Origin of the sequence: Gibbsiella greigii (assembly GCF_039540155.1) — a bacterium.
Taxonomy (GTDB): domain Bacteria; phylum Pseudomonadota; class Gammaproteobacteria; order Enterobacterales; family Enterobacteriaceae; genus Gibbsiella; species Gibbsiella quercinecans.
The window spans coordinates 75,772-90,001 of sequence record NZ_BAABEM010000004.1 but is presented as its reverse complement, the minus strand read 5'-3'; the positions used below and the strand labels follow the sequence as shown (position 1 = coordinate 90,001).

The following is a 14,230-nucleotide window of genomic DNA, read 5'->3' as shown; positions in this document are numbered from 1 at the left end:
GCTACAGAATCAAACGGCAACCAACATGCCTCCATCCACGAAAAGCAGATGGCCATTTACAAAGTCAGAGGCTTTCGAAGACAAGAAGACAGCGGCGCCAATCAATTCCTCAGGGTTGCCCCAGCGGGCGGCCGGGGTGCGCTTACATAACCAGTCAGTAAATTCACGGTTTTCAACCAACGCCTTGGTCATTTCCGTTTTAAAATAGCCGGGCGCGATGCCATTAATTTGAATATTGTATCTTGCTAATTCTACGCACATCCCACGCGTAAGCATTTTTACCGCCCCTTTAGAGGCGGCATAAGGTGTGATGGTGTCGCGCCCAAGCTCACTTTGCATAGAGCAAATATTGATAATTTTACCTTGTTGCCGTTTAACCATCTGCCTGGCAACCGCCTGGGAAACGATAAATACCGATTTCTGATTTACCCTGATCACATCATCCCATTCAGCTTCAGGAAATTCAGTAAACGGATGGCGGCGCTGAATCCCCGCGTTATTAATCAAAATATCGATCGGGCCAATACGTTGTTCAATTGTGGCAACGCCATGCTGCACCTGTTGACTGTCCGTCACATCAAAAGGCACGCCATAGGCTTTTATGCCCTGCTGTTCCAGGCGGGTGACCGCCTGATCGACCCGCTCTGCGGTTATGTCATTAATAATGATTTCCGCACCATAACGCCCAAGCCCCTGGGCCAATAAAAAGCCGATCCCCTGCGCCGAACCGGTAATTAACGCTTTTCTATCTTTGAGAGAAAATAAAGTATCCACAATCCATCCCCATATTATGCAAAAACGAGCTGTACTTTTGATGCGGCTGATTTGTCCGCCGCGAAATTCAGCGCTTGCTGGAAATCTTCAAACCGGTACTCCGCGGTGAGCAAGGGCAGCGGGTTGATCTTTTTCTCCTCCAGCCATTGCACTGCCGTGTTAAATTCTTCCGTAAAACGAAACGTGCCAATGAGGTTAATTTCTTTGGCAATCAGCGCCATCAATGGGATCTCTGCGGTTGCGCCCCCCATCCCCACCTGCACGACGTGCCCTTTTGCACGGGTAACCTGAACGCAGCGTTTGATAGAAGCCGGATGGCCCGAAGCCTCGAACGCCACATCAAAAAAGCCTTTGCCTGATTCATAACCCGCCAGCGCCGGCGCATCGGCTGTAAATGTGCTATCGGCCCCCATGGCGCGGGCAAGCTGCAGACAACGTTCACTGATATCCGTTGCCACAATCTCTTCGGCCCCCAACGCTTTAGCAGCCGCGACAACCAGGCAGCCGATTGGCCCGACCCCGGAAACGAAAACCCGCTTGCCTTTAACACTGCCGGCCTGGTTAACCGCGTGGATAGCTACCGCCAGCGGTTCAGCAAAAACAATCACATTGCCGCTCACCGCGGGGTTAAAAGGAATACACTGTTCGTTATCCACGATTTTATATTGCGTAAAGCCGCCATCAACGTGAGGAAAATACATTGCGCTGCCAAAAAAACGCATGTTCAGGCACTGATTAGTATTACCTTCCAGACAATATTCGCATTTAAGGCAGGGTTTACTTGGATTAATCGCCACCGCCATACCCGGAGCCAGAGAAGGCGCGCTGGATTTCTCGACAACACCAATCACTTCGTGCCCTAAAATCATTGGCATTTTCACCGGATAACTTCCCACCCGACCATGCTGATAATAATGTAAGTCCGAGCCACAAATTCCGCCGCGGGTGATTTTAACCAGCGTACCGTTATTCTCATATTCCAGTTCATACTTTTTAAGCGCAACAGCCCGCTCGCCTGTTACCACACAGGCAATAGAGTTAATTTTCATATTGGCTCCCTATATTGATGTGCGGCTTATTAAACGAACAAAACCGCGTTAAATTTGTGATTAAAATCACACAAAAGGGATGTTACATTGGGATGTTACGCATATCATTACCGAGCTCTCAAAATTAAAAAAAATAGCCGTTGAAATAGTTGCGCTATGCCTGTTACCTGTTAGCGGCAACCTACTACGCGCGCAATACATTAGAAAATGTAAAACATCCCAATACGTTTCTAAATTCCTCTCACGCATACTTAGCATTATTTATTTAATTTTTTACCAAAAAAATTCGTCATTTTTAAATACAACACCATTGATTTTAAACAGGTGTTACACCGGGATGTTACGCATAACGTGATTCAGGTTATATTTTTATATTCCCAGCTGATTAAAGCGTCATTTTATTCCGTTATACCGGGTAGGATGTTTTTGCTTTTGTCTTTAACAGGGGTAATAAAATGGCGGGTGAAAGCTATATTTTAATGGGCGTTTCAGGAAGTGGTAAATCGTTGATCGGGAAAAAGTTAGCGGATGAATTCGGTGCCAAATTCATAGACGGTGACGATCTGCATCCTGCCCGCAACATTGACAAGATGTCGCAAGGGATCCCGTTAACTGACGAAGACCGGTTGCCATGGCTTGCAAGGCTTAATGACGCCTCTTACAGCCTTTTTAAAAAAAATGAAATGGGCTTTATCGTTTGTTCTTCGCTTAAAAGAAGCTATCGCGACGTTCTCAGAAAAGGCAGCCCTCATATCGTTTTCCTGTGGCTGGACGGCGATTACCACGTCATTCTTCATCGCATGGCCGATCGTACCGGGCATTTTATGCCGGTGGAGCTACTGAAAAACCAATTTGAGGTGCTGGAGCGACCGGATGCGACTGAACGCGATGTTATCCGCATCGACGTCAACGAAGGCATTGATCAGGTAATGCAGCAATGTAAAAACGCTATTGCTTCAATTAAACAGGCGCGAGAAGCTGGCCCGGCGGTGGGCAGAGAGCATGCCGCTTCGCCGAAGAATACTCAATGCTAATTAGCTGGGAACGCGTAGGCTTCCGCTATCGGGGCCATAAAGTGGATATTCAAGGAGCCCGTTCCCCGGGCATCCCGAATATCCGTTTTTTAATGACACACGGAATTGATCAGGCCGTACGGCGCGCGTTTTGATTCGAACTATAGATATTTTCGCGCACCGGCTGGCTGCCGTTTTGCAGCACGGCCAACCATTCATCCGTGGTCAGCACCGCAGCAAAGCGCGCCTGCAGCACAACGGAAAATACCCGATGAATCTCCTCAGCGCTGGCGCTGCCCGCGCGATTTGCGTAAGACACCGCCCCTGTCGCATCGCTTAGAAACTCAACCGCCAACCCGGCATGCAATGCGTGTTTGATGGTGGAATCGTCGCAGTTTTGCGTCATATAACCAACCACCGTGAGCGTATCAATGCCATTGGCGGCCACCCACTCCCCCAATCCGGTGCCCGAGAACGCACTGGGCATCGTTTTCTCAATCGCCAAAGCACGCGGGCGGTTTGCTATCTGTGGATGAAGTTGCGCACCGTGCGATCCGCGAGCAAACAGCGGTGAATCTTCCGGCGCAAAGTTCTGCACAATCACCACCGGGATGCCATTTGCTTCGGCGGCATCCAGCGCTCTGCCGATATTGGCGAGTGAAACATGCCGATCGGGGTATTCGATGGGCAGATCGCCCGTGAAGTATTCATTTTGTACGTCAATGACGATTAACGCGCGTTTGCAAGCGGCCATGATGAACTCCGTATATCAGCAAAAGAATGGCTAGTGTGCGCCACGCCAGCGAGAGCCGCCATTGGCCCAAGTGACAATATTCGTTATAATCGGGCCAAAACTACCGCCGCGTCCCGGAGCCGGAAAATGACTTCACCCATCGTTGCCGTCGTCGCCTTCGACCATATCAGCCCGTTTCATCTCTCTGTGCCTTGCCTGGTGTTTGGCGAAGAACGCCAGAACGGCAACCGCCCCTGGTTCAGGCTGCATGTCTGCGCAGCGGAAACTGGTCCGTTGCAAACCACGGCGGGTTTCACGGTGAGCTTTTCCGAAGGGTTAGCCGCGCTGGCGTGGGCGGATATGGTGGTGGTCCCCAGTTGGCGCGATGTTAACGAACCCCCGCCGGTGGCCTTGCTGGATGCGCTGCGCCAGGCGCATGCGCGCGGCGCACGCATTGTCGGGCTGTGCCTGGGCGCCTATGTTTTGGCGGCCGCCGGCCTGCTCGCCGGGCGCAAAGCCACCACCCACTGGGCATGGGCCGAAGATTTCACCCGCCGCTACCCGGATACCGCGCTTGATGCCAGCGTGCTGTATGTGGAAGACGGTAACGTGATGACATCAGCCGGCGTGGCCGCCGGTATCGATTGTTGCCTGCATATCGTGCGCCAGCACTATGGCCATGAGGTGGCCAATCAGGTGGCGCGGCGCCTGGTGGTGCCGCCGCACCGCGAGGGGCTACAGGCCCAGTTCATTGAACAACCGGTGCCAAAGCAACTGACCGATAAGCGCATGGCCGAACTGCTCGATTGGCTGCGGGCCAATCTTCAGCAGCCGCACCCGATTGACGCCGTGGCCGATCGTCTTGCCCTGAGCCGGCGAACCTTCACCCGCAGATTCAAACGGTTGACCGGAATGACGCTCGGTGAATGGCTATTGCAGGAACGCATCGCCCTGGCACAACGGCGCCTGGAAACGTCTACGGCACCGGTTGAGGCGATCTCTGCAGAGTGTGGTTTTGGCTCCGGCGCCGTCATGCGCCAGCACTTTGCGCACCTATTAAAAGTCACCCCTTCCGCCTACCGCCGCGCATTCCAGGATCGGCCGTTGGCAACGCTGACGGAAAAAGGCGATTGACCTGGCAGTCCAAACCTTGCAGGGTAATACTGGCCAGAACCCGCGTGCAGCCCCAGGCAGGCTGTCGCGAGCCATTGTTGATTCATTGCCAAAGGAGTTATGCGTGTTAACAATATGGGGAAGAAAAACCTCTTCGAACGTGCAGGCGTTAATGTGGTGCGTCGGTGAATTAGGTTTGCCGTATAAACGCCTGGACATCGGGCATAAATACGGCGGCAACGACACACCAGCCTTTCTTGCCATGAACCCTAACGGCACGGTGCCAGTGCTTAAAGACGGAGAGGATGAAGCCCTTTGGGAAACCGGGGCGATTCTGCGTTACCTCGCCACCCGTTATGCCACCGGCGCCTTCTGGCCGGCACAGCCGCAGGAACGCGCCAGGGTGGATAAATGGGCCGAGTGGGCCAAACTGAACATCGCCCTTAACTTTACCGCGCCCGTGTTCTGGCGCGTTGCCAGAACCGCCAGCCGGGATCGCGATGCCGCCGCCATCCAGGCCGCCCTTGCGACTCTGCACGCCAAAATGGATATCGCCGAATCCCTGTTGGCGCAACAGGCATTTTTGGCCGGCGAGCAGCTAACGCTGGCAGACATACAGTTCGGGCATATTCTTTACCGCTATTTTGATATCGATATTGCCCGGCCCGCCTTCCCCGCTATTCGCGCTTATTATGAAAGGCTGATGCAGCGGCCGGCATTTGCCGAGCACGTAATGGTTTCCTATGACGAATTAAAAGTCACGTGATTGCCTGGCGTTGCGCTATCTGGCGCACTGCGGGTTTGGAAAACCGGGGCCGCCCCCAGCTCACTGAGCCTGGCAGCCAGGCGTCAGTTCCCCGGCGATCTGTCGCGCGGTTTTAATAAAATTATCCCTTAACGGATCGCGGATTTCGCTATTCCAGGCCAGGCCGGCCTGCCAGGATGTGTGGGGGCCGCTAAGGTGCACAAACCTGATGCCCGGCGGCGTGATAGAAAGCGCCCCTTGCGGGATCAGCGCACAGCCATTACCGGCGGCAACCAATGCCAGCAGCGTATGGATATCAGAGGCGTATTGCCCCACTGCCGGCGCGATAGCCCGCGATGCCAGAAAGCGGTTAATCTGCGTGGCAAGCCCGCGCCCGCGGTGTGGCGCCAACTGGAGCAAAGGGTGCTTCGCCATGGCCAATTCAGGTTGGTTATCGGGGATCGCCAGCGCAGGCATGGCCGGCACGGCCAGGAGAAGTTTCTCGGTTAATAGCACTACCGCATCCAGCGGTGCCACCACCGGCAAACGGACAAAACCGGCATGGAGCCTGCCGGCGCGGATGTCTGCGCACTGCATGTCAGAGGGTATATCATCCAGCCGGATACTTACGCCAGGGAAGCGCTCACGAAACGCCATAATCACTTGCGGCGCCAGCCCAAAAAAAGACAGCCCAAACCCCAGCGCCAATTCCCCCGCGCTGCCTGCCGCAATATAGCCGGCATGAAGAAGCAACGCATCGTACTCGCCCAGCAGGCTTTTTGCCCTCGCATAGAGGCGCTGGCCCCCCGTCGTCAGCGTCGCGCCATGGCGCCCGCGAATAAACACTGGGAACCCAAACTGTAGCTCAAGCAGTTGGATTTGCTTGGTCAATGCCGGCTGGCTAATGCACAGCACCTCGGCGGCAAGCCGATAGCTCCCCTGATCGGCCAACGCCGCCATCGCCTTCAGTAACTTGATATCCATTCCGTTTTGTTATCTATGATGGAAATTATTTGATTATATCTTAATCGATCAATCTGATGAAATCCTGGCTGAACTTGGCTCAGGAGAAAGATAATGAAGACAGATCTGCGTGTGGCCACCGTGCAGTTCCAGCACAAGGCCGGCGATAAAGCGTATAACCTCGCCACCATGGAAAATTTCATTCACCAGGCCGCCAAAGAGCAGGTAAAAATACTGGCGTTCCCCGAGATGTGCCTGACAGGCTACTGGCATGTGCCCAAATTGCCTGCGCACGCCGTCCGGGCCCTTGCCGAGCCGGTGGCCACAAGCGCGGCGATCGGCCAGGTTGCGCACCTGGCGCAAGCTTACGATATGGCCATCGGCGTTGGCCTGATTGAAGAAGCGGAAGATGGCCGTTTGTATAACGCCTACGTGGTCTGTATGCCCGACGGCACAAAGCACGTCCACCGTAAAATCCATGCGTTTGAACACCTCAAATTTTCAAAAGGCGAGCGGTTCACCGTTTTTGATTCGCCCTGGGGAGCACGCATTGGCATATTGATTTGCTGGGATAACAACCTGGTTGAGAACGCACGGGCAATGGCGCTGCTTGGCACAGAGATCCTGATTGCGCCGCACCAAACCGGCGGCACTCATTCCCGTAGCCCGTACGGTATGAAGCCGATCCCAAAAGCCCTGTGGGAAAACCGCCATCGCGATCCGCAAAGCCTGCGCGCGGCGTTTGCCGGGGAAAATGGCCGAGGGTGGCTGATGCGCTGGCTGCCCTCACGCGCCCATGACAACGGGATGTTTATCTTATTCAGCAACGGCGTGGGCCTGGATGATGATGAAATACGCACCGGCAATGCGATGATCATCGATCCTTATGGCCGTATCGTGGCCGAAAGCGAGGCGATTACGGATGATATGGTGACATGCAGCATCGATCTCTCGCTAATCCCCCTAAGCACCGGCCGCCGTTGGATATATGGCCGCCGGCCGGAGCTTTATGGGCTACTGACGCAAAAGCAGGGCTATGAGCGTGATGCGCACGATGCCCGCTTCTCTGATGAGCCTACTGCTATCAGTAAAAAATAACCTGCAGGCTAAGCCGCCGAGGCAGCACACTGCCCCGGCGGCTATCTCTGCATTCGTGGCTTATTCAATAACAGGTTTAGGCATTCTGGTATAAATCCCAGCGGTTGCCATAGATATCTTCAAATACCACGACCATGCCATATTCTTCCTGACGAGGTTCTTCACAAAAATGTACGCCGTTCGCTTTCATGGCGTGGTAATCACGCCAGAAATCATCCGTTTGCAGAAAGAGAAACACCCGACCGCCGCATTGGTTGCCAATAAAAGCCTCTTGCTGTGGGTTAGATGCCCTGGCAAGCAGAAGATTACAGTCGCTTTCCGGGTTCGGCGTTACCACCACCCAACGTTTCCCAGGCTGTGGCGTATCTTCCACCAACGTGAACCCCAGTTTATTGGTGTAGTAATCAATTGCCCGATCGTAATCATCGACAACGATAGCCACGTAGCCCATGCACCTTTTTTGCGTTCTCAATCATTCCCCCTTGTTTTCCAGAAACCTTGCCTGCATAGCCAGTTAAACATAACACCGATTCGAATAATCGCTATGCAGGATGATGGGCGGCGGCGCGGCTTGCCGGGCCACTTATATTGGGCCAGCATTCTTTTTGCAAAACCGGATTGCTATGAAATTTAACCGTTTTGCCAGAGACACAAATCCAGGCGTATTATTCTGCACACTATTCCCCACAAATAAGGAGCAATACCGATGGAACCCCAATTACCTGATATCGGCGTTTTATTTGTAGCTGGCTTTGGGCCAATCACAACGGACAGCAAAAGCAGCCAAGCCCTGTACCTCAACCTGCTGGGGCTACCGCTCAAGCCGTTAGCCGAAAACCCGGATTACCTGTTGGTTGAGGAAGGGGCGTTAGAGGGCATAAAGCATTTCGCGCTCTGGCCTTTGAACCAGGCGGCGCAATCCTGCTTTGGCCGTGATGACTGGCCTGCTGATCTGCCCGTGCCGCAAGCATGGCTGGAATTCGACGTTGCCGATATTGCGGTAGCGACCGAAAAATTAATCGCGACGGGCTATCATTTGCTGATCGCAAACCGCGAAGAGCCCTGGGGGCAAAAGGTAACGCGTTTCCTTAGCCCAGAAGGGTTGTTAGTCGCCGTGAGTGAAACGCCCTGGTTGCGCAACAAGGCGTGATGAAAAGCAGAAAAAACCGCCCGCCCCATTCCATCCACATTGGAATTATTTCCAATTATATAATTAATATTTTGGCTGAAGTGGCAGGCCCTGTATTTGTAAATAGGGCATAGCAAACGGTGTGAAGCCACCAGCAATGATTTGTCTTCATTTTTAGTGAATTTTTTGCGAAAATCCGGCGAATTATGCTTTCCATATAGTCTGGTGTATTTGCTGTACGCATAACAACGTTAAAAAAGGCTTACTGAGGCAGTATCACCAGTAAGGCCAAGTGGGGTTTCCGCTGGCCATACAATAATAGGGATGAACGACGAGTGTTATTCACAGTTTGCATGTTTGCCAAGAGCTCGCTGGTTTTGCTTATCGATGCACTGACAACCTATTCAGCCGGTAAAGACGCGATCAGAGCCTTTTCCAGGTTTTGGCTGTTTTTCGTTGCTGTCGCCTCATTCGCCGGGTTTATCGCAGATATATTGTATAATTGGCTACTAATGGGCTAATTAGCCGATTTAATGATTAAAAATCACGTAAATACAGCCCTTTTCTTTTCAATTTTTTAAATCCATCTGTTTTTTTCATGCATTTTACCGACTGTTGTTACCCCTGCGGATTTAACCTCGCCGAGCCGGCCACTGGCGCAGAAGAACTTAAGCATCAGCTTTCTCTACATTCAAATAGTATTATGATGTAATAATATCAATAAGTTAAAAAACATACGTATTTTCCCATCGCACAATAGTTTATTTTTCCAAAGGTAATCCTAGAATACTGACACGCGGCATGGAAAAATTACATCAGGTTTCCGCTAATTAAAACAGGGTGATGGAATGCTTGAACTGTTTGACGTCAGCTATGAAGAGCTAAAAATTACACGATCAAATGAGCTTTACCGACTGAGAAAAAAAACTTTCAGTGGCCGCCTGGGATGGGATGTGGTATGCAACCGCGATATGGAATTTGATGAATTCGATAACCCCGCGACACGCTACATTCTCGGGCTGTGTGAAGGGCATTTAGTTTGTAGCGTGCGCTTTATCGGCCTTGATCAGCCCAATATGATAACCCATACGTTCAACTCCTGCTTTGGCTCGGTATGCCTGCCCGATACGGCTATAGAATCAAGCCGCTTTTTTGTCGATAAAGACCGCACCCGGCAACTCCTCGGTGAGCGTTACCAGGCCGCTGTCGATGCCGAAGTAATCAGTTCCAATTCAACGCCCAGCCGGATGGCCTGGCGGGCGTTGCTGACGCCCAGTTTAATGACTACACTCCCCATGTAATGCTTCACCGTACTGACGGAAATACCGAGGATAGCAGCAACCTCGCTATAGGTCTTCCCCATACTGGCCCAGTACAGAACATCACTCTCCCGTGGGGTAAAAATGGGTTTGCCTGCTGTCGCCTTATTCTGCTGCCTGCCAGGTAAGACTGAGTCGGCAAGACGATACATTTGTTCATTAATATCAATTAACAACATCTGCATAGCTCCCCGTTCAGAAGACAAGCGCGCCTCCAGATTGTTGTCTTCTTTGTTGCCAATAAGGATAGACAACAGGGCCAGATTATTCATCTGGTCATGCAGTACAAACGTGCATCCATTAACAACATTGTACTTTTTGGAAAGGAGGAATATTTTTGCGAACATGAGGGTGATGTCCTCATCCCAGACAAAGGGGGATACGCGCTTGAAAGCGGTCAGTATCACCGGATCAGTAAGCTGAAAATTATTGGCACGATAGAGCTTAAACCACTTATCAGGATAGTTGGAAATAATCAGGGCATCTGACGGTTTTTTCTTGTTGACTACGGTGTAGGCGTATTCAGGGGTGCCCAACGGGGACAGTTTCCTATCGATATAGTCCCGAAGCGTCTCCATAATTGCATGATTTTTAATGAAAATCGAAAACATAAAGGCTCCCTGACGGTCGTTTCCCCGTTTAGCGTGCATGTATGCAACTTAAGTACAGGTATTGATAGAACTTAAGTACAAGTTACGCGAACAGTTCTACCCCCTATAATAAACTCTGTTGTGTTGATGGCCAAAAAAACCGACCAATCAGGCCAGCCCGCTAATTCAGCCAACACCAGGGAAAATTTTCCGGCCAGACAGGGCATACAAAAAGTCACTGCTGGCCGGGCTTCTTACTTTAGCTCGCCTTAACAATACTATCAAACCCCGCTTTCCTACTGCGGCTCACCTGACGCTATTGGGAACCTGACACAGGTTATCCTATCCTCTGCCGCCTGTTTATGATACTCATCGCTTGCCTGAAAACAGGAAAATGCGCCGCTGGCAAATTCAACGCTTCCCCCCGTTCTGACCAAGAGCAAACCAGGGCAAGAAGCGGATGAACCATTCAGTCACTAAGAGCCTATCCCTATAGGCATTATTAGCACAGCGCGTTTGGGCACGGACAACACGCATGCTGAACGGACGTTTGTCCGGCTTATCGGGCGAACATAGCAAGTAAAAACAGCCTTAATGGGATAGACGCTTAGCAACGTTAATTGAGTAAAAGATTATCAATTATGCCAGGACAAAAACGCTTTTGCGTTTTTGTCCTGCAACTCGAATTATTTTGGCTATATAAAGTGAATTAGCGTTGGATTTTTCTGAACAGAAAAAATATGACGATTGCGGCCAAAAGGGGAACACCAAACAACACCCACAACCCGGCAGGATCATACTCTCCATCAGCCATCGCCATACCGGTAGTGTTCAGGAAATCATCAACCCGATAAGACAGTTTCTCAAGCAACCGCCAAACAGGAGTGACAAAAAAGGCCACGGCCAAGCAGGCAAGATAGAGACCGATAAAAAAAAGTACCCGATGTATGCGATTACTTGATACGGCAGTTTTCATAGTCTGTTCTCCCTCTAACCGCAACCTGTCCATATGCCATAATCCCCGCCTTAACCTTCACCTTTTTGGTGCTTAAAAGAGCACGGCGCAATACCTCAAACTGGGACACGGTAGGGAATGTGATACATCCCCATGATTCCCCGCTACCGTCGGGGCGTAAGGGATGGATCCTAAAGCCCCCTCTATCGACACCATTGACAAAAACGTGATCGCTCATCGTTTCACTGTCGTAGAGGCCAAACCATGTACTGTGGTCAGTGCCATTTCGCCAATCCTTGATGGCACTTAATGCCTTATTAGCAAAGCTACCCGTTGGACGGTCTACAATCCAATAATTACCAGGGGGTAATGCCGCTTTATTTTTGAACGCACATTCAGCGATATTTGTTGTGGGGTTTTCACCAGAGAACACATCAAAAGTTCCCACGCCATAGCACAGCAATTTTACGGTTTTGCCGTCTGAGCTCCCCTTGTTATAGTCCATCTCACAGTGGATCATATTCAAAAACCATTTCTAAAGTTAAACTTTCCTTATCATAACGCTATCACGCCATCCTAAAAATAAGAATTGTCTGCTGCCTTACCGCCAAGTATCTGAATTCGGACGGGAGTAGCCATAAAGCCCGGTTGGTGATGTGACAGCCTCCAAAGTGTGCCAGTCAATGGTGCTATCAGACTATATAGGGGAAAATTCAGCCAATGCTGCGTAATTCCCTCTAGCACGGATATTCCGTTCATTATGGGAACATATGCCGGCATAAAGCATATCGTTACAATCGCACCTTTGATTTCATTATGTTTTTCAGGCAAGATCGCCACATCATACATGTAAAAAAAGGTTTCTTATGTGGGATGCCCACAGAGCTGCTATATATGCGCGTCTGCATGCGCAGGCACAAAGCCAGGGGAAATGTGCCCATTATGTCACTAATGCTATCCAGCATGGTGGGGCAAATCTTTCCAGGACAAATTTTGCAAGAGATATGGGGAATAATCTGGTACTCGCAGGTTTTCACCCGGTTTCTGGAGAAGCTGTTGAGGGTGATGTTGCTGTTATCCAGCCGATTCCAGGTCATCCGTCAGGGCATGCCTGTGTCTATGATGGTCATCAGTGGATAAGTGATTTTGTTCAACGCACAATGTATCCCGGATCTGGCTATAGGCGGTTACATCCAGCTTATATAATTTACAGGCATGACTAATATGAAGAATTTACTTATTTCGCTTTTGTTCGTTTCTCCAATCGTTCTGGCCTCTGCTGAAATGACCCCGCCAGAACGTGCAGCGCTTAATTTTAACAAGTGGTACATCGGGCAGCTTGAAAAAGACACATCCCCTTTAACTGATTTCACCTCGTTAAATCAATATGTTACCAGTGACACCATAAAGTCGTTAAAAAAGCTTTATTCCGGTGACAGTAATGATAAGGACATGCCAGATTCGGATATGTTTATCAAGGCGCAGGATTATAATGACGACTGGAATCAAGTAAATGTCATTTCATCTGATTTTGATGCTGCATGTACCCACGTATATATTGCTTTCGGTGATAAAAAAGATCATGTCATTGCAGACTGTATGGTACAGGAAAACAACAAATGGAAAATCAGGTCCGTAACGTTGATAAAGTAACGCTAGCATGGCATAGCCGCGCCAGCGGCTTTTTTCATGGGCAAGATTCAGTGGCTGGCGTTGAGCTTGAAGAAAGTATTTTTTCTGGCACTTAGTGGATTCCTTCATTACAAAGCCCCTGTTTTACTCATTGGATACAATAGCGGAACAGTCTTAGCTGAGAAAATTTAGCGGGTATAATTAATTTTTAAATCAACGCGGTTTCTTCCATAAGAAAATGCCAGAATGCTTCGGCAAATTCAGAGGCAAGATCGCCGTTCATATTCTCAGCCAATTTTATTTCTGTAAATCCGGCTTCAAGATAAGGTTTAAACGGCCTGATCGTTAACCCCCTGTCAGTAAATTCACGCGCAGAAAAGTAATCTGTCACCGTGATACCCGCTCCCTCAATGACCATAGAGCAGGCCGTATGGGATAAATACGTTTCAATCATTGAATTATTATTGATGCCGGCCAATTCAACACTGACGCGTTTGGAGAAGATTGAGCCTGGTTCCACGTCAATAATCGTCTCGCCGACTAAATCGTTACGGGTGATAAAAGGTTTCTCACACAGCGGATGATGTGAAGGTAAAGCCACCACGCCGGCGATAGAACGGTGGCGGCAAAGCATACCGCTGCGCTCAAACTGAAAATCCACATAGCCGAGCTCAACGTTGCCAGCGGCAACCCGTTCAATAACGGTGGGCGAAGGAAGCGCTTCCAGCGAAACATGCAAACCACCCCGGTTACGAACAAACCTTGCCAGAAAACGAGCCAGGATACCGTTAGCCAGTGCAGGCATAGCGACAATGCGTAGCGTCCCGGCAAAATTCCGGCCAATATCTTCCGCCACTTTGCCAATGCGGTCCAGGCCGGTAAACGCATTCTGCACTTCACGCATAAGCGTAAATGCTGCTGATGTGGGCACCAGGCGATTACCTTTTCGATCAAAAAGATGCAGTTTGGTGACGCGTTCAAAATCCGCAATAAGCCGACTTACCGCAGGTTGGGTAATAAACATCAACTCTGCTGCCGTTGTAATCTGGCCTGTCAGCATAACGGCGCGAAAGGCTTCAACTTGTCTGAGATTCAGACGATGTGACGGCTGCATAGT

15 protein-coding genes and 1 pseudogene are annotated in these 14,230 nt (G+C 50.4%); 7 read left to right on the top strand and 9 right to left on the bottom strand.

What is annotated here, in order from left to right; translation table 11 throughout:
• Positions 1-9: 9 nt before the first annotated feature.
• Both idnO and idnD read right to left on the bottom strand, forming a co-directional pair.
• Positions 10-774 carry a gluconate 5-dehydrogenase gene (gene idnO, locus AC559G_RS01335; RefSeq protein ID WP_498910684.1) on the bottom strand — a complete coding sequence of 255 codons (765 nt, stop codon included), beginning with the start codon at positions 772-774 and terminating at the stop codon, positions 10-12.
• Between the two features lie 14 nt (positions 775-788).
• On the bottom strand, positions 789-1,823 hold the full coding sequence (gene idnD, locus AC559G_RS01330; protein WP_438597697.1) for an L-idonate 5-dehydrogenase: 1,035 nt from the start codon (positions 1,821-1,823) through the stop codon (positions 789-791).
• A gap of 455 nt (positions 1,824-2,278) precedes the next feature.
• On the opposite strand from idnD, the gene idnK reads away from it, so the two are divergent.
• A complete protein-coding gene (idnK, locus tag AC559G_RS01325) occupies positions 2,279-2,857 on the top strand; it encodes a nucleoside/nucleotide kinase family protein (protein WP_498910682.1) in 579 nt (192 codons plus the stop codon).
• Between the two features lie 109 nt (positions 2,858-2,966).
• Here idnK and AC559G_RS01320 read toward each other — a convergent pair whose 3' ends face one another.
• Entirely contained in the window at positions 2,967-3,590 is a 624-nt protein-coding gene (locus AC559G_RS01320) for a cysteine hydrolase family protein (protein WP_498910680.1), read from the bottom strand.
• Between the two features lie 126 nt (positions 3,591-3,716).
• Here AC559G_RS01320 and AC559G_RS01315 point away from each other — a divergent pair, with 126 nt between their 5' ends.
• Both AC559G_RS01315 and AC559G_RS01310 read left to right on the top strand, forming a co-directional pair.
• A complete protein-coding gene (locus AC559G_RS01315; protein ID WP_498910678.1) occupies positions 3,717-4,703 on the top strand; it encodes a helix-turn-helix domain-containing protein in 987 nt (328 codons plus the stop codon).
• A gap of 103 nt (positions 4,704-4,806) precedes the next feature.
• A complete protein-coding gene (locus AC559G_RS01310; protein WP_498910676.1) occupies positions 4,807-5,448 on the top strand; it encodes a glutathione S-transferase family protein in 642 nt (213 codons plus the stop codon).
• A gap of 60 nt (positions 5,449-5,508) precedes the next feature.
• On the opposite strand, the gene AC559G_RS01305 is transcribed toward AC559G_RS01310, so the two are convergent.
• Positions 5,509-6,411 (bottom strand): LysR family transcriptional regulator, encoded by a 903-nt coding sequence (locus tag AC559G_RS01305; RefSeq protein WP_498910674.1) that lies wholly within the window; start codon positions 6,409-6,411, stop codon positions 5,509-5,511.
• 93 nt (positions 6,412-6,504) lie between these two features.
• Here AC559G_RS01305 and AC559G_RS01300 point away from each other — a divergent pair, with 93 nt between their 5' ends.
• A complete protein-coding gene (locus AC559G_RS01300; RefSeq protein ID WP_498910672.1) occupies positions 6,505-7,488 on the top strand; it encodes a nitrilase family protein in 984 nt (327 codons plus the stop codon).
• A 76-nt stretch (positions 7,489-7,564) separates the two neighbouring features.
• Here AC559G_RS01300 and AC559G_RS01295 read toward each other — a convergent pair whose 3' ends face one another.
• Positions 7,565-7,960 (bottom strand): VOC family protein, encoded by a 396-nt coding sequence (locus tag AC559G_RS01295; protein WP_498910670.1) that lies wholly within the window; start codon positions 7,958-7,960, stop codon positions 7,565-7,567.
• Between the two features lie 234 nt (positions 7,961-8,194).
• Here AC559G_RS01295 and AC559G_RS01290 point away from each other — a divergent pair, with 234 nt between their 5' ends.
• Together AC559G_RS01290 and AC559G_RS01285 are read left to right on the top strand one after the other, a co-directional pair.
• Positions 8,195-8,638, top strand: a complete 444-nt coding sequence (locus AC559G_RS01290) for a VOC family protein (RefSeq protein WP_095845789.1) — start codon at positions 8,195-8,197, stop codon at positions 8,636-8,638.
• A gap of 827 nt (positions 8,639-9,465) precedes the next feature.
• Positions 9,466-9,813, top strand: a pseudogene (locus AC559G_RS01285) (acyl-homoserine-lactone synthase); the annotation flags it as partial.
• Here AC559G_RS01285 and AC559G_RS01280 read toward each other — a convergent pair.
• The 3 genes from AC559G_RS01280 to AC559G_RS01270 all read right to left on the bottom strand — a co-directional run bounded on the left by AC559G_RS01280 (position 9,810) and on the right by AC559G_RS01270 (position 11,986).
• Complete coding sequence (locus AC559G_RS01280; protein ID WP_498910668.1) at positions 9,810-10,547, bottom strand: helix-turn-helix transcriptional regulator; 738 nt, start codon at positions 10,545-10,547, stop codon at positions 9,810-9,812. The pseudogene AC559G_RS01285 and the gene AC559G_RS01280 sit on opposite strands and share 4 nt — an antisense overlap.
• Positions 10,548-11,235: 688 nt before the next feature.
• Positions 11,236-11,502 (bottom strand): hypothetical protein, encoded by a 267-nt coding sequence (locus AC559G_RS01275; protein ID WP_121556009.1) that lies wholly within the window; start codon positions 11,500-11,502, stop codon positions 11,236-11,238.
• On the bottom strand, positions 11,480-11,986 hold the full coding sequence (locus AC559G_RS01270; RefSeq protein WP_416261674.1) for a DUF2778 domain-containing protein: 507 nt from the start codon (positions 11,984-11,986) through the stop codon (positions 11,480-11,482). Before AC559G_RS01270 ends, AC559G_RS01275 begins: the two co-directional genes overlap by 23 nt.
• 719 nt (positions 11,987-12,705) lie before the next feature.
• On the opposite strand from AC559G_RS01270, the gene AC559G_RS01265 reads away from it, so the two are divergent.
• Positions 12,706-13,134 (top strand): DUF3828 domain-containing protein, encoded by a 429-nt coding sequence (locus AC559G_RS01265; protein WP_498910665.1) that lies wholly within the window; start codon positions 12,706-12,708, stop codon positions 13,132-13,134.
• A gap of 187 nt (positions 13,135-13,321) precedes the next feature.
• On the opposite strand, the gene AC559G_RS01260 is transcribed toward AC559G_RS01265, so the two are convergent.
• On the bottom strand, positions 13,322-14,227 hold the full coding sequence (locus tag AC559G_RS01260; protein ID WP_279029329.1) for a LysR substrate-binding domain-containing protein: 906 nt from the start codon (positions 14,225-14,227) through the stop codon (positions 13,322-13,324).
• Between the last annotated feature and the right edge of the window lie 3 nt (positions 14,228-14,230).